The organism is Xenorhabdus vietnamensis (genome assembly GCF_002127535.1).
Taxonomy (GTDB): domain Bacteria; phylum Pseudomonadota; class Gammaproteobacteria; order Enterobacterales; family Enterobacteriaceae; genus Xenorhabdus; species Xenorhabdus vietnamensis.
Genome location: NZ_MUBJ01000005.1, coordinates 1 through 19300, shown reverse-complemented (window position 1 = coordinate 19300; position 19300 = coordinate 1). Strand labels below are relative to the sequence as shown.

Genomic DNA, 19300 nt, shown 5'->3' with positions numbered 1-19300 from the left:
TTATAAAGTCGGAAATACTGTTCAGAGTCACTGCGAATAGCATCATTGATGCGGACAGAAAACATCAGGTGACAGTATGGCTGCTCCCCGCCGTCTGCGAAGGTGGAAACGTGAATAGATTAAGGCTTCAAACCCCACTAAGCGCGCCTTCTGCATTATTGCACTTTTCGGAAGGATAACTCATTATCAGCAATACTGGAAGTTTTGTTAAATTATCAGACTTATAGTGGGGAAAAATAGCTGTTCATGTCTTAGTTGATCTTGACGATCGATTAGTGCAATTTTTATGACTTAATAGGTCGGATTTTAAGTAAGTATCAATCTACTTTATGACTTAAATTATGGCATGTACTCAGTGCTTACCAAGCACAATATCAGACTTCAGAAAAATATCTTGCAATGAGATATATTCAATAGATTCCCAGACAGTTATAACTATCTGATTGGAACTACGTGACTTAAGTAATAGAACGCACCAAGATACCCAGTAAAATAGATTAAATCACCTATCTCTTGTGTATCTTGGTATAAGACTATTATGAAGGCATTATTATGAAGATATTGTTATGAAAATATTGTCGGATTAGCTGGAACCATTATTCCGCAATATCCGCAGTGTTATTTTGATCCTGATTGATCAGTTCCCTGACAACACTGGTCGCAAAGCTACCCGATGGCAGAGAAAAATGGAGGGTGACGGTTTGGTCATCTTGCCATTCCCAATGCAAATTAAGTGGTTTCACTAACATTGCCCGACGGCTGCTTTCCACTCGCTCACGTTTGACCAATGCCCAAAAAGACTCATAGTCTAATAAGCATTGTTGTTCAAAAGCTAAAGCTTGGTGCTGCGTTCCCAATGCTTTGTCACCCGGTAACGGTGCGGTTATCTGTAATTCCCCATCCATGACCCGTTGCTGCAATACTGATAGTTCCGTTTCATCAGCCACAAACCAACTACCGCGTCCTGTCAATTGTAATACATCACCATTTTTTACCTGCTGATGTTCATCCTGTGCAATGCGTATGCTGGCAATAGTATTAAACATAGCACTACGGCAGGCTGAAAGATAAAAACTGCGGCGGTTACGCTCTTTAACATGGATTTCATTAGCGGCCCAACGCTGAGCCTGAACCAAATTTTGTCCATCTCGTCCGAAACGTTGCTCACCAAAATAATTCGGCACGCCAGTTTGTGCTATCTGCTGCAAGCGTTTTTCTACAGATTGCCTATCAGAGATTTCTCTTAATACTAGAGTAAAATCATTACCTTTTAATGTACCAATCCGTAGTTTGCGTTTCTGACGGGAGGTTGCCAAGACTTCACAGCCTTCAAGTTGAAATGCCGTTAAATCCGGATCCTGTTTTCCCGGCAAGTGTAGGCAGAACCACTGTTCCGTAACTGCGTTGCGATCTTTCAAACCCGCATAACTGACAGAACGAGCCGGTATTTTGGCAAAACGGGCAAGATTATCCGCCACAAATTGGGTATTACATCCCGTTTTACGGATATGTACCATTAAATGTTCGCCTTCTCCATCAGGAGAAAATCCCAAATCTTCGCGTACAATAAAATCTTCTGGTGTGGATTTAACAACACCGCTCGCTTCCGGTCGGCCATAAAGCCAATGTAATTCACTCAATGTCATGCTTATTCCTTTACCAACAAAGCGACTGCTTCGCAGGCAATACCTTCTTTACGACCAACAAAACCCAGTTTTTCTGTTGTTGTCGCTTTAACGTTAACATCATCCATATGGCACTCAAGATCCTCCGCCAGATTAACCCGCATCTGGGGGATATGCGGCAACATTTTCGGTGCCTGTGCAATGATAGTAATATCCAGATTGCCTATCCGGTAGCCCTTTGCTCGGATGCGACGATAAGCCTCTTTCAGTAGTTCACGACTATCTGCACCTTTAAAGGCAGGATCGGTATCAGGAAATAATTTGCCAATATCTCCCAGTGCAGCGGCTCCCAATAAGGCATCTGTGGCAGCATGTAAAGCGACATCGCCGTCTGAATGGGCAATTAATCCTTGCTCATAAGGAATGCGGACACCACCAATGATCAATGGCCCTTCTCCACCAAATTTATGCACATCAAAACCGTGTCCAATTCTCATACGCTAGATTCCTTAGATTTTCGGGATAGGTAAAATTCAGCCAGTGCCAAGTCTTCGGGTTGAGTCACTTTTATATTGTCCGACCGTCCGTTGATTAGTACAGGACGATAACCACAATACTCCAGCGCTGAAGATTCATCGGTGATACAGGCTTGTTCTGCAAGCGCTTTGATCAAGCAATCACGCAATAGCTGCAAAGGGAATAACTGTGGGGTCAAGGCATGCCAAAGTCCGTTGCGGTCAACGGTATGATCAATCAATGTGTAGTGAATCGTAGGTGATTCTTTCTTTGATGGCTTTTTCAGCAATGGTTTTTCCGCTGATAACGATACCATACGTTTCATCGTATCCTTCACCGGAGATGCCAAAAGGCCACCACATACATCAGGTGATTCTATACGGTGATCAATAAGCTGCAACAGGCTATCGAGATCATTTCTATGAAGACAGGGGCGGGCTGCATCGTGTACCAAGACCCAAATAGCCTTGTCTGTAGGCAAACCAACCAAATAATCCAGTCCAGCCAGTACCGAATCAGCCCGCTCCTCACCACCAATGACCGTCGTAATTCTTGGATCAGAAGCAATAGGCAGTCGTGCAAATTGCGTATCAGCGGGATTCAGCGCAATAATAATGCGTTGTATGCGGGGATGTTCAAGAAGCACCGTTACAGTATGTTCAAGAATAGTTTTTCCGGCAATTTCGAGGTACTGTTTTGGGCAATCTGATTTCATCCGACTGCCGATACCCGCAGCTGGAATCAAGGCGATAATCTCAGCAGTATCATAATCTTCAGTAAAGGCATTGCCGGAAAGAAAAATATCAGCAGTAGAATGAAGTCGTGAATTATTCATTTCAATTATTATTTAATGTCTTAATTTAAAAGCTATTTCATCTCACAAGCTATTGCTCATTATTTTTTGAAGTATTACTTTTTGAGACCTCAAGCATCATACGATAAAAAGATTCTCCCGGCTTAATCATGCCCAATTCATCCCGGGCACGTTCTTCAATCGCTTCCAGATTCCCTTCAAGATTCTTAAGATCCTCAACTTCAGTAAATAGCCGATTGTTACGTGCCTTAAGCTTGGAGTAATTCGTCTCTTGTTTACTAACTTCGGCCTTAAGCTGCATATAGTCGTGAATGCCATTTTTGCCGAACCACAGTGCATACTGCAACCAACCCAGTAGAACCAGTAATAGTAGCGTTAACTTGCCCATCTCCCCCCCTGAAAACCCGCTAATCATCCCACAACTGAAAGCATGACGCCACTTACTCTGACAAAACAATTTATAAGGTCATTTATAAGGCCATTTATAAAACCACTCACAAAGCCATCCACAAAACCAGTCAAAAAATAATTTCAAAATATGATTTCACGGCATAATAAAAATGCATTGAATTAAATGAGTGTAGAAACACATTATTCCACTAACAATAATAATGTGTTTCATGATCGTTTGGCTGATGTGGTAGTTAAGCAGGCAGGATACCGTGGTCTTTCAGTGCAAAAAGTAATTTTTCAATCAAAGATTCTACAGACTGTGAGCCATCCAAATGAACATCAGGCCGTTCAGTGGCTTCATAAGCAGCATCGATTCCGGTGAAATTGTGTAGCTCTCCCGCTCGCGCTTTTTTATACAGTCCTTTGGGATCACGAGATTCACACACTTCCAGTGGCGTATCAACATACACTTCAATAAATTGGCCTTCTTCCATTAATTCGCGTATTTTTTGCCGTTCTTCTCTATGGGGAGAAATAAATGCCGTCAATACAACCAACCCAGCATCAATCATCAATTTTGAGACTTCTCCGATCCGCCGGATATTTTCCTGCCGATCTATTTCAGAAAAACCCAAATCACTGCACAGGCCATGACGAACATTATCACCATCCAGTAAGTAAGTTTTGATCCCCTGTGAAAACAGTACCTGCTCCAATGCCCCGGCAAGGGTGGATTTTCCCGAGCCAGATAGCCCTGTGAACCAGATCACCAGTGCAGAATGTCCATTTGCACTTTCTCGTTGTGCCCTATCCAAAGTATGTGAGTGCCAGACGATATTCTGAGTCACTTATTTTCCTCCCAATAGATCACGTACTCCCCAATGAGGAAAATGACGGCGAACTAATTGGTTAAATTCCAGTTCAAACTCACTGTATTCTTGAGGCTCTTCGTAGACATCCACTTGGATTTCACGCACCAACCCCGCTCCTACAGTCACATTAGTTAGGCGATCAATCAGAATAATGCCGCCGGTATCCTTGTTTTGTGCATAGCTATCGAGCAGTAATGGCTCATCAAATGAAAACTCCACCAGCCCTATTGCATTAAGGGGTAATTCAACCGCAACTTTCTGAGTCAAGTTGTTAATATCTACCTGATATTGGATGTTATCAATTTTGCCCCGACTTTTTTTGCCTGCAACTTTGATATCCAGACTTTGCCCTTGAATCAGAGGCTTTTCTGACATCCAGACAACGTTAACTAAAGCATGACGAGCCACTTTCATTTGATCTTCAACCGCAACCAACAAGTCACCACGGCTGATATCTATTTCATCTTTTAATACAATGGTGACAGCTTCTCCGGGTACTGCAAATGTGAGATCACCGTTAAAAGTAACAATTCTTTCCACCGTAGAAACAGTACCAGATGGCATAACTTTAATTTGCTGGCCTTGTCGTAAAATTCCCGACGACAATGTGCCGCTGTATCCACGAAAATCAAGATCCGGACGATTCACATACTGTACCGGAAAACGCAGAGCCTGCTCCGCCGCTTTCGTTTTTACATCCACGGACTCCAGAACTTCCAGTAGAGTTTTCCCCGTATGCCATACCATTTTTTCGCTGTGGGTAACAATGTTATCCCCTTCCAATGCCGAGATTGGAACGAAATAGATATTTAGGTCAGCAGGTAATTGTGCTGCAAAATTTAAATAGTCTTGCTTGATCTGTTCAAACGGATCTTGTTGATATTCAATTAAATCCATTTTATTTACCGCCACTACCAAGTGACGAATACCCAGCAAGGTACTGATAAAACTGTGGCGACGCGTTTGTTCCTGAACACCTTTTCTTGCATCTATCAATAAAATGGAGAGATCGCTGGTTGAGGCACCTGTAGCCATATTGCGGGTATATTGTTCATGTCCCGGAGTGTCCGCAATGATGAATTTACGCTTTTCCGTAGAAAAATAGCGGTATGCCACGTCAATGGTGATGCCTTGTTCTCGCTCAGCAGCCAATCCATCAACTAATAAAGCCAGATCGAGTTTTTCGCCCTGAGTCCCTATTCGCTTGCTATCGCTTTGTAAGGTTGCAAGTTGATCCTCATAAATTTGGCGGGTGTCGTGCAGCAAGCGGCCTATTAGGGTACTTTTACCATCATCCACGCTGCCGCAGGTCAAAAAGCGCAGTAAGCCTTTTTCCTGCTGTGCCCGAAGATAGGCCTCAACTCCACCTTGTTGTTTAATCTGGCTAGCAATAGTTTCATTATGTGCAAGTGCTGGCATATCTGGACTCCTTAAAAATAACCCTGACGCTTTTTCAGTTCCATAGAACCTGACTGATCACTATCAATCAGTCGCCCTTGCCGTTCGCTAGTGGTTGATATCAACATTTCTTCTATGATTTCCGGCAACGTTTCTGCTTCTGATTCCACAGCTCCTGTCAACGGCCAGCATCCCAGTGTTCTGAAACGCACTTTGCGCTGGCTAATCACTTCCCCGGTTTTCAGGTCAATTCGATCATCATCAACCATAATAAATGTCTTATCACGCTGAACAACCGGACGGGATTTAGCAAAATAAAGGGGAACGATATCAATCTGTTCCAGATAGATGTATTGCCAGATATCCAGCTCTGTCCAATTGGATAACGGGAAAACACGGATACTTTCCCCTTTGTTTATCTGGCCGTTATAGTTGCGCCAAAGTTCAGGACGCTGATTCTTGGGATCCCAACGATGGGAACGATCTCGGAATGAGTAGATGCGTTCTTTGGCCCGCGATTTTTCTTCATCACGCCGCGCCCCGCCAAATGCTGCATCAAAACCATATTTATCCAGAGCCTGCTTCAATCCTTCTGTTTTCATGATGTCTGTATGTTTTGCACTGCCATGAATAAACGGATTAATTCCCAAAGCCTCTCCTTGTGGATTGCGGTAAACCAGCAATTCAAAGCCATATCTTTCTGCTGTGCGATCACGGAAATCATACATATCCTGAAATTTCCAGCCTGTATCTACGTGCAATAAAGGGAAAGGCAGTTTTCCCGGATAAAACGCTTTACGTGCAAGGTGCAGCATTACAGAGGAATCTTTGCCAATCGAATAGAGCATAACGGGATTAGCAAATTCAGCAGCCACTTCCCGGATGATATGGATGCTTTCAGCTTCAAGTTGTTGTAAGTGTGTCAGTCTTCTTTCGTCCATTAAGCATTCCTTATACTAAATCAATCACAGCGGGGCGATGTACTTGAGTGACAGCATTTCCTGGTTCAATGAATTGCGTCTGATCAACGGACTGCTGTTCAAACCATGCTATCTGATGGTGGAGTTGAGCCACCTCTCCGACTACCAGCAAGGCGGGTGATGGTGCCTTTTGAGACAATCGTTCCAATTCGGATAAGGTTCCGGTCAGTACCTGCTGTTCTGGACGAGTACCACAACCAATTACAGCAACAGGGGTATTGCTATCTCTACCATGAGAAATCAGTTTCTGGCTGATCAAGGCTGCTTTCACGGTTCCCATATAAATTGCCAATGTTTGATTGCCTCGCGCTAACGCAGGCCAATCTAATTCACTGCCATTTTCACGGCAGTGTCCTGTAATAAAGGTGACGCTTTGCGCGTGTTCTCTATGAGTTAATGGGATACCTGCGTAAGCAGAAGCTCCCACCGCCGCCGTAATACCAGGCACAACTTGGAAGGGAATCCCCTCTGCTGCTGCAATTTGTAATTCTTCTCCACCACGGCCAAAAATAAATGGATCACCACCTTTTAGACGAACCACTTTTTTCCCCTGATTTGCTAATTTGACGATGAGAGAATTGGTTTCTTCCTGGGCCACTGAGTGATTGCCTGCCCTTTTCCCAACACAGATTTTGTCTGCATCACGGCGAACTAACTCCAGAATTTCTGCACTAACCAAATGGTCATAAAGAACAACGTCAGCCTGCTGGATCACCTGCAAACCTTTTAATGTCAATAGCCCCGGATCGCCCGGCCCTGCACCTACCAGCGCCAGTTCACCTTGGGTATGAGAATCATATTTGGCTAATTTCTGTTCAAGTTGATCTTCTGCTTGCTGTAATTGCCCATTGGCAATCAATGTGGCAAAACGTCCATTAAATGCCTTTTCCCAAAAATGACGTCGCTGGTGTATGGAGCTAAATCGTTGTTTCACTCGTTCCCGCCAGCGCCCCGCAATATTTGCCATCGTACCGAGACTAAATGGGAGCAAGGATTCCAACTTTTCCCGCAATAATTTAGTTAATACCGGGGATTTTCCAGCCGATGAGATCGCCACCATAATCGGCGAACGATCAATAATTGAAGGGAAAATTGCTGAACAAAGTGGCTGATTATCCACAACATTGGTCAATATGGCGCGCTTATCTGCTTCTGAAAAAATATGTTGGTTTAGATTGTGATCGTCCGTCGCGGCAATGACTAAAAATACGCCATCAAGATATTCTGTTTTAAACGTTTCCTGTAACCACTTAAATTCTCCTTTTTGATGACGCTGTTGCAGTTCTACATGCAGTTCAGGGGCAACAATCGTTAACTCTGCTCCGGTACGAAGCAATAAGTCTGCTTTGCGGTAAGCGATTTCTCCGCCCCCCACCAGCAGTACAGCTCGGGCTTTGAGCTCAATAAATAAAGGTAAATAGTCCACGATATCATCCCGTGTTAGAGCCTATTTCATGATATACCCAGAGGGTTTCAAGTTATGCAGATAACCAAGCAGCAACCTGAAAAAATAAAGGGTATGAGCTCTTAATTATTATGATTACTAAAGGATGAATATATGAGGCCGTGATCAAGTTATGAAATGACAAAAAGTAATTATTTGTTCCTGAATCGCATAAGCTGATTTTTATTGTGTTAAACACCAAATGTTACAAAATCAATTAAGCAAAATATTCAGCACGAACGAAAGCAGCGCTTCTTTTACAAGAGTCGCTGCCCAATAAAATCGCTGTGATCTACAATGTTAAATTAACTTTCGTGTAAACCGCATTCACGTTTCAAACCAAAAAAACGGGTTTGTTCTTCACTCATTCCCGGCTCCCATTTTTGGGTGGTATGGATATCCCCTACAGAAAGATAACCCTGCTCCCATAATGGATGGTATTCCAGACCATGTTTTGTCAGGTATTGATGTACTTGACGGTTATCCCAATCAATAATGGGCAGGATTTTGAAAATCCCCCGTTGAATTGCCAGCACAGGTAAATGAGTACGACTTTCTGATTGCTGGCGACGTAAACCTGCAAACCAACTTTGTGCTTGTAGCTTTTTCAATGCCCGGCTCATAGGCTCAACTTTGTTGATTTGGTTATAACGTTCAATCCCCTCGATTCCCTGTTCCCATAATTTGCCATAGCGTGTTTCTTGCCAAGCCGGGGAGTGATCTGCACGGAAAACATTCAAATTCAAATTGAGTCTTTCAGTCAGATTATCGATAAATTGGTAGGTTTCAGGGAATAAGTATCCCGTATCAGTGAGAATCACAGGAATATCAGGATACTCCTGTGTCACAAGATGCAGGCAAACTGCCGCCTGAATACCAAAACTAGAGGAAAGCACAAATTCGCCGGGTAAATTTTCCAATGCCCATCTCACGCGCTCATGAGCATCCAGCAATTCCAGTTGTTGATTGATCTCCGACAATGATGTGTTTTGCTGCTCTGGTGTCAATACCACCAGTTCCGATAAATTCAGCGGGCTCATATTGCCTCCTGCCAGTCGTAAAAATCGACGGCTGAATTCAATACTGGCTTGATAATATCAGCGCGGATCAGAAAATCACCAAAGCATTCATGAAGATGGCGTTCTGATGCCCAACGACCTATTAACTCATCCAATATCTCAAGGATCTCTGCTGAGGTGATATTTTCCCTGTACATACGGGGAATTCGGTCACCAATACGGTTCCCACCAAGATGCAGGTTGTAACGATCAGGCGCTTTACCCACCAGCCCAACTTCTGCCAGCATCGCCCTGCCACATCCATTGGGGCAGCCTGTGACACGAAGTATGATCTCTTCACCGCCAACACCATGCTTCTCCATCATTGCATCAATATAGTCGACAAAAGTCGGCAGGAGACGTTCTGCTTCTGCCATCGCCAAAGGACAAGTGGGAAATGAAACACAGGCCATAGAGTGATGGCGCAGAGTTGTCACACTATCATCAATTAAGCCATGAATACGGGCAATTTCTTCGATCCGCGATTTTTCACTCTCAGGTATTCCTGCCACAATCAGGTTTTGATTGGCTGTCAGACGAAAGTCTCCTTTGTGGATTTTTGCAATTTCTGCTATCCCTGTTTTTAACGGTTTATTGGGATAATCCAGCAAACGGCCATTTTCAATAAATAAGGTTAGATGCCATTGATCATCAATACCTTTTAACCAACCTATCTGATCGCCCCGACCAGTAAATTCATACGGACGAATTGCTTCAAATTTCACATCAGCCCGTTTTTCAACTTCTTGTTTAAAGGCTTCGATACCCACGCGTTCAAGGGTATATTTGGTTTTCGCATTTTTACGTTCGGTTCGGTTACCCCAATCACGCTGTGTTGTAACTATCGCCTCTGCAATTGCTAATGTATGTTCCAATGCAATGAAACCAAATTCACTCGCCAATCGCGGGAAGGTTTTTTTGTCGCCGTGGGTCATGGCTAACCCCCCACCTACCAACACGTTAAAGCCGATTAATTGATCATTTTCTGCAATAGCGACAAAGTTCATATCGTTGGCATGCAAATCCACATCATTTTGTGGAGGAATAACCACGGTTGTTTTGAATTTACGTGGCAGATAAGTGGCACCAAGGATAGGTTCTTCATCAGTCGTTGCGACTTTTTCTTTATCCAACCAGATTTCAGCATACGCGTTGGTACGAGGTAATAGGTGTTCCGATATTTTTTTCGCCCACTCGTAAGCCTGTTGATGTAAAACTGATTGCACGGGGTTGGATGTGCACAGCACGTTACGGTTGACGTCGTTGGCTGTAGCCAGTGAATCCAACCCTATCTGTGCCAATAATTGATGTGCTGGCTTCAGGTTATTTTTTAAGATCCCATGAAACTGGAATGTTTGTCGGTTGGTCAATCTAACGCTGCCATACAGTGTATTTTCTGTCGCAAACCGATCAATGCCCAACCACTGGTTAGGGGTAATTATCCCCCCCGGCAAACGACAACGCAGCATCATGGCATGGCGCGATTCGAGTTTTTGTTCTGCGCGTTCAGCCCGGATATCACGGTCATCTTGCTGATACATTCCATGAAAGCGGATAAGGAGAAAATTATCTCCCTCAAAACCACCTGTCAGCCCATTTTTTAAGTCTTCGCTGATCGTTCCTCGCAGGTAATTGCTGTCCAATTTCATGCGTTCACTGTCTGCAAGTTTGCCTTCAACGATCAAAGGCCCTTGTTTTTCTTTGCTCTCATTGCTCATGTTAATTGCTCACGTTAGTAAACATCTCTCTGATAACGGCGCTCAAGGCGCAACTCACTCAAGAATTCATCAGCCTGTTCAGCATCCATGCCACCATATTGTGAAATGATGTCCAATAAGGCTTGTTCTACGTCTTTTGCCATGCGATTAGCATCGCCACAAACATACAAATGAGCGCCATCCTGAATCCAGCGCCAGATTTCCTCTCCCTGCTCATGCAGTTTGTCTTGCACGTATACTTTATGCTGCTGATCCCTTGACCATGCCAGATCAATGCGAGTCAATAAGCCATCTTTCACGTAACGCTGGAATTCAACCTGATAAAGAAAATCTTCAACAAAATGCGGATTACCAAAAAACAACCAGTTTTTACCTTCATCCCCCTGACTGCTGCGATGTTGCAAAAATGCCCTGAACGGAGCAACCCCCGTTCCCGGCCCAATCATGATGACTGGTGTATTAGAATCGGTCGGTAAACGGAAATTTTTGTTCTGTTCGATGAAAACCCGGATGTTGTCATCTTCCTGCAAACGATCTGCCAAATAACCTGAAGCTCCACCAGTACGGGCACGCTCTTCAATGTCATAACGAACTACCCCAACGGTAATGTGGACTTCGTTTTCCACTTCAGATTGTGCAGAGGAAATGGAATAGAGCCGCGGTGTCAGTGGACGCAATAAATCAATAAATTGTTGGGCTTCTGGGTGTGAAGCTACTGCCCTGACCATATCTACAATCGGTGTTGTCTGGGCGTATTGTTGCAATGCTTGTTTGTTCGCAACTAACGTCAACAGTTTTTCATCTTTCGCCAATGCTGCATATTTCTCAACAATCACGCCGGTATTTTGAGTTAGTTCTACATGGCTGATCAGAGCCTCACGCAGTGGAAGTGACTTTCCATACACATTGACTTGTTCTGAACCTTCCAGCCAAAGCAATGTGATTAATTCATCCACTAAAGCCGGATCATTTTCAAACCAGACCCCAAGGGCATCCCCTGGCTGATAACTCAATCCGGAATCCCCCAAGTCAATTTCAATATGGCGAACATCTTTGTCAGATCCACGTCCTGTTATTTTCTGGTTAGCCAACAAAGAAGCTGTCAAAGGTGTTTCTTTGGTGTACGTAGTGGCTTCTTTGGTAGGTACTGGAATAGTCGATGAAAAAGTGGTTGATGAAGTAGCAGGTTTTACCTGCACTGAAAAACGCTGTTTCAAAATACCTGTAATTTGCTGACGCCATTGATCAGCTTGGTCTTGGTATTCCACATCAGCGTCAACACGATCCAGTAAACGCTGTGCCCCAAGCTCATGCAAACGACTGTCGAAATCTTTCCCTGCCTGACAGAAATGTTCATACGACGTATCCCCAAGACCAAATACGGCATACTCCGTCTCTTTCATTGATGGAGCCTTTTTGGAATAGAGATATTTATGCAGTGCTACAGCTTCCTCAGCAGGTTCACCTTCACCTTGTGTCGAAGCAATAATAATCAATACACGCTCTTGGGAAATTTGTTTAAATTTATAGTCACCCACATTAATCAAATTTACTTTGAGATTTTCAGTTGATAGTGAATCTCTCAGTTGTTCAGCTAAACGACGGGCGTTGCCTGTTTGCGATGCAGAAAGCAAAGTCACTGTTTCCTGTACGGAAACTTCAGATGTCTCCGTCTCAGCTTGTGGTTGGTGATTTACCATTCCCCAAAAATAGCCAGACAACCAAGCTAATTGATGTGGTGAAAAATCATTAATTGCAGATTGCAAGCGTGATAATTGTTCTGGAGAAACAGGTAATAATGCAATTGAAGGTGGTTTTGTGGTCATTGTCCCAGTGCCCTTTGCTATAGCCAATATCCATGCTGTAAAGGATATCGAAATCATAAACATGGATTAATTATCAGGTTATCCCAAAACAGGAGAGGTATTTAAAGAAAGGATCGCAATATCTCATAACCAAAACGCCTAACTTTATTTACAGATTTAATATATCGATAAAGTCGTTAAAGGTTGTGCTTTTTATCTCCAGAAAAATCACGTTAAGCTTGTAAAGTTCAGGTAGAATAGCCGGCCTTTTTGAAATCAGGGGAAAGAATAATGAGTATGAGTACAACCATCTTTAAAGATTTTCAATTCGAAGCAGCACACCACCTTCCAAATGTGCCTGAAGGACACAAATGTGGGCGCCTGCACGGACATTCATTTATGGTACGACTGGAAATCACTGGAGAAATAGATCCTCTCAGTGGCTGGTTAATGGATTTTTCCGATGTAAAAGCAGCCTTTAAACCTATCTGGGAGCAGCTCGATCACCACTATCTCAATGAAATTCCCGGGCTTGAAAATCCAACCAGCGAAGTCTTGGCTATGTGGATCTGGGAGAAGTTAAAACCAACATTGCCTCAACTCAGTGCTGTCATGGTCAAAGAGACCTGTAGCGCAGGTTGTATCTATCGAGGCGAATAAGAATTCAGCACCAGAACCTGGTGCTGAATGAGATTTAGGCGATATTCAAGTACTTATGGGTTTGCATCGAAAAGCGCCAATTACGGGAAATACACGTTTCGATGCATAGGCGGGTTGCGTCTTCTTTCTGACTAATCGGCTGTAAGGCAATAACCGGAATAGGATTTCCATCAAGCATAGTCAATAATTCATCCAATGCTTCAATATCGCGCTGCCGCCCGACAGGATGCTTGATTTCATCAGCACGCTTCATCGCCTCAGGCAAAACCTTATATCCTCCGCGCATTTTCACTTTCGGAGAAACTGTCACCCAAGTTTTGTCAGTGCACTGAATCACATGTGTACCACTTGTTTCTATCTGGCATTGATAGCCTTCGCTTTCTAGTGTTTCAGTCAAAGGGCGCAAGTCATATAAGCACGGTTCTCCCCCAGTAATGACAATATGTTTTGCACTGTAGCCTTGACGAGTGAATATACTCAGCAACTGTCTTGCGGTAGCAACGCCCCACAAATCACTGTCCTGCGATTTCAGTAAGATATTTTCAATCGGCTGCTGTTTATCAGCCACTTTTTCCCACGTATATTTGGTATCGCACCAACTGCACCCTACCGGACATCCTTGTAATCGAATGAAAACCGAAGGCACACCGGTAAACACTCCTTCTCCCTGTAAAGTTTGGAAGATTTCATTTATTGGGTAGATCATAAAAAAACTCTGGTTTTAATAAACTGCCCGTTATTATTACAGATATCTATCCCGCGAACATCCATCTTTATGGTATCGTACTAGGTTGCTTTTACTGGTACCTAAAGCCAGACAGAGCATCGTATGCCTAAAATACTCTCAGGCATGAAAGGATAGATGGGAATAACGAATGCAAAATAATGAAAATCAGCTTAAACAGGGTCTGAGCGTGCGGCATATCCGCTTCATGGCTTTAGGCTCTGCAATAGGCACGGGGCTGTTTTATGGCTCAGCAACAGCAATACAGCAAGCTGGTCCCGCTGTGTTGCTGGCCTATTTAGTCGGCGGTGCTGCCGTATTTATCGTGATGAGAGCACTAGGCGAAATGGCCGTTCACCATCCCGTTTCTGGTTCTTTTTCACAATATGCCAGCCATTATCTGGGGCCTTTGGCTGGTTTTTTAACTGGCTGGATCTATGTCCTCGAAATGCTGTTTGTTTGTCTGGCTGACATTACCGCATTCGGCGCATATATGGGACTTTGGTTCCCGCATGTCGATCAGTGGATTTGGGTGCTTGGAATTGTATGTTTTATTGGTGCCTTGAATCTGTGTCACGTAAAGATCTTTGGTGAAATGGAGTTCTGGCTTTCGATCATTAAAGTCACTGCTATTATTGCCATGATTGTCGGTGGTCTTGCCATTATGTTTTACGGATTCGGACAAGAAACTGAGCATGTAACCGGCCTGTCCAATTTATGGGAGCATGGCGGCTTTATGCCAAATGGCATCAGTGGGGTGATAGCTTCATTCGCTATTGTTATGTTTGCTTTTGGTGGCATAGAAGTCATTGGCATCACTGCCAGTGAAGCAAAAAATCCAGAAAAAACGATCCCTAAAGCAATCAACGCTGTTCCATTCCGTATCTTGATCTTCTATGTTTTGACCCTGTGTATCCTGATGAGCATCTATCCATGGAATCAAATTACTCCGAATACCAGCCCATTCGTACAGATTTTTTCCAATTTGGGAATTAGTTCAGCCGCGAATATTCTAAACGCGGTCGTGATTACTGCTGCTATTTCCGCTATCAATAGTGATATTTTTGGTGCAGGCAGGATGATGTATGGTATGGCGCAGGAAAGACAAGCTCCCAAGTCATTCAAGAAACTGACTCGCAATGGTGTTCCATGGATGACTGTTCTTGTCATGATTGCGGTTTTGTTATTTGGCGTGGTTCTAAATTATCTGATCCCTAAAGAAATCTTCATTCTGATCGCTTCTGTCGCTACATTTGCAACCGTCTGGGTATGGCTGATGATTTTAGTCTCACACGTTGCCATGCGTCGCCAGATGAGTGCAGAAGAAATCAAAACGCTGAAATTCCCAATCCCGATGTGGCCAATTGCCCCTGCAATTACAATCGTCTTTATGGTCAGCATTATTTTATTGCTGGGCTATTTTGAGCAAACAAGAAACGCGCTATATGTTGGTATAGGTTGGGTATTCATTCTGACTTTAGCCTATTTCTTTGGTGTGAAGAAGAAACTATCAACAACGCGCTCCTCTGATAAGTGATAATCAATCTTGTTCCAAAAAGCGTCGGAAATTACCGACGCTTTTTTATCTTTTTCCGCCAAAGCAACAAGTCTTTTTGTCAGTTATCATCACAAAGAGAAGTTCACCATCAAGGGGTTATGATCAGAAGCGCCTGTCATTACAACTGCTGCACTCAAAACTTTTAATTCACGATAAAAAATAAAATCCAACGGCTTACCAAAAACAATCGTTCTATAATCATCATTAAAATGTACTTCTTTCAATCTCATACGGCGTGCGAAACGTTCCAGTATTTTTAATCTCTGCCGACTCCATGCATTAAAATCCCCAGCAAAAATTACGGGGCCATTATGTAAGCTTATGTGGATACCAATGTTATTTAATTGTCGGCTATAAACATCTATACCAAGACTGAAGTTAATGGCATGTACGTTGATCACCATCAACTGACGTTTATCTGGCAACGGGTAAATCGTGATTAATGATGATTTAGACAGCCTAAGTATCGGTTCTTTTTCGCGAAGTGGACAGCAATAAACAGGTGGAGAAGATGCCAATGTCATCACACCCGATGGATGCTGAGGTATGACAAATGCAGGAACTTGATCTGCAACCAAGCCACTGGCTGTAATGAATTTCAATAAATCCGGGGTCGTTTGCGCTTCTTGCAGTAAGATAAGGTCGCTCTTCTCGGCTAAAGAGGTCAGAACATTTTTCCATAATGGGCGTTGCTGCTTATAGATATTCCAAATAGCGATAGAAAGTTCGTTATTGCTGGTAAGAATTGGTTCCCCACGTGGCAACGCGGCTTCTTCTAATAGTTGTTTAGAAGTAGGAAAAACTTGTTCTACAGGCTGACCCGCGACATATCGCATAGCATAATTTTTTTTCGCATACCTCATCTTCATATTTACAAGCTTTCTTTCATACAGCCTTCTCGCGTAGCTTTTACTTTCCAAGCTTACCTCCGCCATACACTCCCCCATTCGCTACTTAATATGACATACACTTTATTGATTTCAATCTCCTATGCACAAAAAATGGCTCAATGATGAGAGAATAGATTAACAATATGAGTTATTGCAGTTTCTTATAAAGAATTAATATTAAGATCTAATAAATATAAAACTAAGCATTCAATAACATAATTATACTTGACAAAATAATAACTCAAGAATACTGTTTCATTTAGTGGCTATCATACAACCAAAAACTCACTGGTATATATCGAAATCAAAGTATGAAGGAACTGAATATGCAAAAAAATATTTTCGAACAAGATGAGTTAAATAATATTGATGCATATCATTCCCAATTCACTTCATCAATGCCACCTTCAATTAAAGCATTAACAGACTTACAAAAAGCCGTCGATGAGGTTATGAATGGAGATAATCCAGATTTTTTAAATGTAGCTTCTATACTATCATCACTAAAAAAGGAAGATATTGTAGAAATATTAAATGATATTCTGGAAAAAAGAGAAATTACCTCAAACTATGAAGGGGTATCTGAAGATCATATTTATCTACATAGACAAAATAATTTTAATTTATTAATCAGGTTTATTGGTGATAGTGAGCAAAATACACTTTACACAAATGAATTTGATATTTTTGTCATCAATCCGACAAATACGGAAATAATAGTCCCCTGCTATGAATTTTGTTCAGAACAAAATATATTCCAAAAACCAAAACCCATCAAAAGAGTTGAGGATTGTCATTTTAAACCAAATAAAGTTTATTACTTTGAAGCTTATAAATATATCTTAGATTTTGATCTTGAATCTTCTCCCAATAATTTCGTATTGATTGTACATTCTGATCCGAAAGGATGGATTACATGGATTTATAACAGAGAGACATTAGAGCCAATACAAAGTATCTGTACAAATTTACAGGCATCCAGAGTTCTATTATATGTCAGGCTATTAGGAGAGATGAAGGCATCCCAATCTATTCAATGTATTGAAAATTTAGCAACATCCAATTACGCAAACTTTGTACGCTGGGAAGCAGTGCAGAGTCTTTCCAAAATAGCGCCAGCCAATTGCCTAAAAATTCTTAAAATACTAGCGGAAAATGACCAAGATCCAATACTTAAACAAGCTGCTATGCATAGCCTAGAAATGACAATGGCAAAAAATTGTTAAAAAATGTCATTGCTGGTTCAGGAGAAATAGATTATGACGATAGATAGCACCCCAACAGTCAAAAATGTACTGGATCTTAAAGAATTTCTTACATTGTTAAAAAGTTCAGATGTCATTTCTCATATAAATAAAAGGATTTATATAGAAGAGGAAATTAATCAAGTAGCTGAATGGTTGCATTCTTATGCCGCCAATAAAGAGGAAATCATTTCTTTTATTTGTTCAGATCTTAGAGATCCAACACAGTTTCAGAAAGAAAATGATATGCAAGCACCTACTTACTTGATTTACAAAGATAAAAGAATCTCTATCAGGATGGTTGTTTGGCTACCGTTGAGAAATCAGTTCGATTTTGTACCACTTCCTTATGGAAAAGCACATGATCATGATTTTGATTTCTGGACTGTTAATTTCTTTGGTAATGGCTATAAAACTAGCCTATATGACTACAACGACAATGACATAAACGGCATAGAGGGTGAATCAGTGACATTGAATTTTTCCGGTGATCGAATGTTATCTTCTGCAGGCAATGTCATGTTTTATAGACGAAACAAAGACGTACACATCCAATACCCACCAAAAGATTTTTGCGTATCGTTAAATTTGATAGTGCAACCAGAAACAAAAATGAGCCAAAATAAACTAATTTTAGATAGTGAAAAAAAACCAACAGAAAACCAACAAGTTACTGCACTTATAAAAAAAGGGAGGAAAGAAAACTATCACGCCCAAGAGTCACTATTCCACGGATTATTAAAATTAGGTAACGAGAAAAGTCGTCAGCTCGTTTTACAAGTAGCCCGTAATCACAGTAGAGATGAAATACGTGCTATTGCCTTTGAGGCTATATTAGACGCTGCTGAACATTCATATAACAAGGACGACATTAGTGATCTTATTGGCTTAGTAAATAATGATAAAAGTAGTTATGTCAAAGCAAGAGTAAAAGAAAAAATCAAGACTATCTTATCCAAATAAAAGAGAAGTCTTTACGATCCTATTGATCAAAGGGGAAATAAAATGAATCATATTGAACAAATTAAAAACAAAAAATCAGGAGTAATTGCAGAAATTTCTCTTACTTCTTTCGGTACTGAAATCTTACTGGCCGGTGCAGTACCTCACACTCTATCCGGCAACAAAGCTGGCCGCGAAATAGACGCTGGCGGGTCTGAACGAGGCTATTTATATCCAGAAAAACAATAATGAGGTTGCTGATTCAGGTTAGTGAAACCAGTCCAGTAATTCATACATAAGATTTATCAGAATATAGATATAACCATTGAAAACGTTTAACAATCAAAGCAACTTTATTTTTATTGTAGATAAGAAAAAACCCTGAGATCTCTCTCAGGGTTTTTCTCGAAATAAGGTGGCGGTGCGGACGGGACTCGAACCCGCGACCCCCGGCGTGACAGGCCGGTATTCTAACCAACTGAACTACCGCACCACCGAATTTCTTTATCTTCGTGACCTTTTGTGCCGGCCACAACTGCTGAATTGAATGTCTGGCAGTGCCCTACTCTCACATGGGGAGACCCCACACTACCATCGGCGCTACGGCGTTTCACTGCTGAGTTCGGCATGGGGTCAGGTGGGACCACCGCGCTATTGCC

General features: G+C 42.2%; 18 protein-coding genes, 1 tRNA gene and 1 rRNA gene. 5 read left to right on the top strand and 15 right to left on the bottom strand.

What is annotated here, in order from left to right; all coding sequences use genetic code 11:
- Positions 1 to 596: 596 nt before the first annotated feature.
- The 11 genes from truD to cysJ all read right to left on the bottom strand — a co-directional run bounded on the left by truD (position 597) and on the right by cysJ (position 12644).
- Positions 597 to 1646 carry a tRNA pseudouridine(13) synthase TruD gene (gene truD / locus Xvie_RS06310; RefSeq protein ID WP_086108494.1) on the bottom strand — a complete coding sequence of 350 codons (1050 nt, stop codon included), beginning with the start codon at positions 1644 to 1646 and terminating at the stop codon, positions 597 to 599.
- Positions 1647 to 1648: 2 nt separating this feature from the next.
- The gene (gene ispF, locus Xvie_RS06305; protein ID WP_086108493.1) at positions 1649 to 2122 is read right to left on the bottom strand and encodes a 2-C-methyl-D-erythritol 2,4-cyclodiphosphate synthase; all 474 of its coding nucleotides are present in this window, start codon (positions 2120 to 2122) and stop codon (positions 1649 to 1651) included.
- Positions 2119 to 2976 (bottom strand): 2-C-methyl-D-erythritol 4-phosphate cytidylyltransferase, encoded by an 858-nt coding sequence (ispD, locus tag Xvie_RS06300; RefSeq protein WP_086108492.1) that lies wholly within the window; start codon positions 2974 to 2976, stop codon positions 2119 to 2121. Before ispD ends, ispF begins: the two co-directional genes overlap by 4 nt.
- A 49-nt stretch (positions 2977 to 3025) precedes the next feature.
- Positions 3026 to 3343 (bottom strand): cell division protein FtsB, encoded by a 318-nt coding sequence (gene ftsB / locus Xvie_RS06295; protein WP_086108491.1) that lies wholly within the window; start codon positions 3341 to 3343, stop codon positions 3026 to 3028.
- A gap of 256 nt (positions 3344 to 3599) precedes the next feature.
- The gene (cysC, locus tag Xvie_RS06290) at positions 3600 to 4196 is read right to left on the bottom strand and encodes an adenylyl-sulfate kinase (protein ID WP_086108490.1); all 597 of its coding nucleotides are present in this window, start codon (positions 4194 to 4196) and stop codon (positions 3600 to 3602) included.
- On the bottom strand, positions 4197 to 5639 hold the full coding sequence (gene cysN, locus Xvie_RS06285; protein WP_086108489.1) for a sulfate adenylyltransferase subunit CysN: 1443 nt from the start codon (positions 5637 to 5639) through the stop codon (positions 4197 to 4199).
- An 11-nt stretch (positions 5640 to 5650) separates the two neighbouring features.
- Positions 5651 to 6559 (bottom strand): sulfate adenylyltransferase subunit CysD, encoded by a 909-nt coding sequence (gene cysD / locus Xvie_RS06280; RefSeq protein ID WP_086108488.1) that lies wholly within the window; start codon positions 6557 to 6559, stop codon positions 5651 to 5653.
- A 10-nt stretch (positions 6560 to 6569) separates the two neighbouring features.
- Positions 6570 to 8024, bottom strand: coding sequence for a siroheme synthase CysG (gene cysG, locus Xvie_RS06275; RefSeq protein WP_086108487.1), 1455 nt, complete (start codon positions 8022 to 8024; stop codon positions 6570 to 6572).
- A 323-nt stretch (positions 8025 to 8347) separates the two neighbouring features.
- Positions 8348 to 9082, bottom strand: a complete 735-nt coding sequence (locus Xvie_RS06270) for a phosphoadenylyl-sulfate reductase (protein WP_086108486.1) — start codon at positions 9080 to 9082, stop codon at positions 8348 to 8350.
- Positions 9079 to 10818, bottom strand: coding sequence for an assimilatory sulfite reductase (NADPH) hemoprotein subunit (gene cysI / locus Xvie_RS06265; RefSeq protein WP_086108485.1), 1740 nt, complete (start codon positions 10816 to 10818; stop codon positions 9079 to 9081). The genes Xvie_RS06270 and cysI overlap by 4 nt, the downstream gene beginning before the upstream one ends.
- A 14-nt stretch (positions 10819 to 10832) precedes the next feature.
- Positions 10833 to 12644, bottom strand: coding sequence for an NADPH-dependent assimilatory sulfite reductase flavoprotein subunit (gene cysJ, locus Xvie_RS06260; protein ID WP_086108484.1), 1812 nt, complete (start codon positions 12642 to 12644; stop codon positions 10833 to 10835).
- A 276-nt stretch (positions 12645 to 12920) separates the two neighbouring features.
- On the opposite strand from cysJ, the gene queD reads away from it, so the two are divergent.
- Entirely contained in the window at positions 12921 to 13283 is a 363-nt protein-coding gene (gene queD / locus Xvie_RS06255) for a 6-carboxytetrahydropterin synthase QueD (protein ID WP_086108644.1), read from the top strand.
- Positions 13284 to 13317: 34 nt separating this feature from the next.
- Here queD and queE read toward each other — a convergent pair whose 3' ends face one another.
- Positions 13318 to 13989, bottom strand: coding sequence for a 7-carboxy-7-deazaguanine synthase QueE (gene queE, locus Xvie_RS06250; protein ID WP_086108483.1), 672 nt, complete (start codon positions 13987 to 13989; stop codon positions 13318 to 13320).
- Positions 13990 to 14158: 169 nt separating this feature from the next.
- On the opposite strand from queE, the gene Xvie_RS06245 reads away from it, so the two are divergent.
- Positions 14159 to 15544 carry an amino acid permease gene (locus Xvie_RS06245; RefSeq protein ID WP_086108482.1) on the top strand — a complete coding sequence of 462 codons (1386 nt, stop codon included), beginning with the start codon at positions 14159 to 14161 and terminating at the stop codon, positions 15542 to 15544.
- Between the two features lie 89 nt (positions 15545 to 15633).
- On the opposite strand, the gene Xvie_RS06240 is transcribed toward Xvie_RS06245, so the two are convergent.
- Positions 15634 to 16434 carry an endonuclease/exonuclease/phosphatase family protein gene (locus Xvie_RS06240; RefSeq protein ID WP_244175503.1) on the bottom strand — a complete coding sequence of 267 codons (801 nt, stop codon included), beginning with the start codon at positions 16432 to 16434 and terminating at the stop codon, positions 15634 to 15636.
- A 347-nt stretch (positions 16435 to 16781) separates the two neighbouring features.
- Between Xvie_RS06240 and Xvie_RS06235 the strand changes: the two genes are divergently transcribed.
- From Xvie_RS06235 to Xvie_RS06225, 3 genes are read left to right on the top strand one after another with little or no spacing between them, the layout of a single operon-like run.
- Entirely contained in the window at positions 16782 to 17681 is a 900-nt protein-coding gene (locus Xvie_RS06235; RefSeq protein WP_167376239.1) for a HEAT repeat domain-containing protein, read from the top strand.
- Between the two features lie 33 nt (positions 17682 to 17714).
- Positions 17715 to 18662: a hypothetical protein gene (locus tag Xvie_RS06230; protein WP_086108480.1), complete on the top strand. Its 948-nt coding sequence runs from the start codon at positions 17715 to 17717 to the stop codon at positions 18660 to 18662.
- 42 nt (positions 18663 to 18704) lie between these two features.
- On the top strand, positions 18705 to 18890 hold the full coding sequence (locus tag Xvie_RS06225; protein ID WP_086108479.1) for a hypothetical protein: 186 nt from the start codon (positions 18705 to 18707) through the stop codon (positions 18888 to 18890).
- A gap of 167 nt (positions 18891 to 19057) precedes the next feature.
- Here the strand turns inward: Xvie_RS06225 and Xvie_RS06220 are convergent.
- Together Xvie_RS06220 and rrf are read right to left on the bottom strand one after the other, a co-directional pair.
- Positions 19058 to 19134 (bottom strand) — tRNA-Asp (locus Xvie_RS06220).
- Between the two features lie 56 nt (positions 19135 to 19190).
- Positions 19191 to 19300 (bottom strand): 5S ribosomal RNA (gene rrf / locus Xvie_RS06215); the annotation flags it as partial.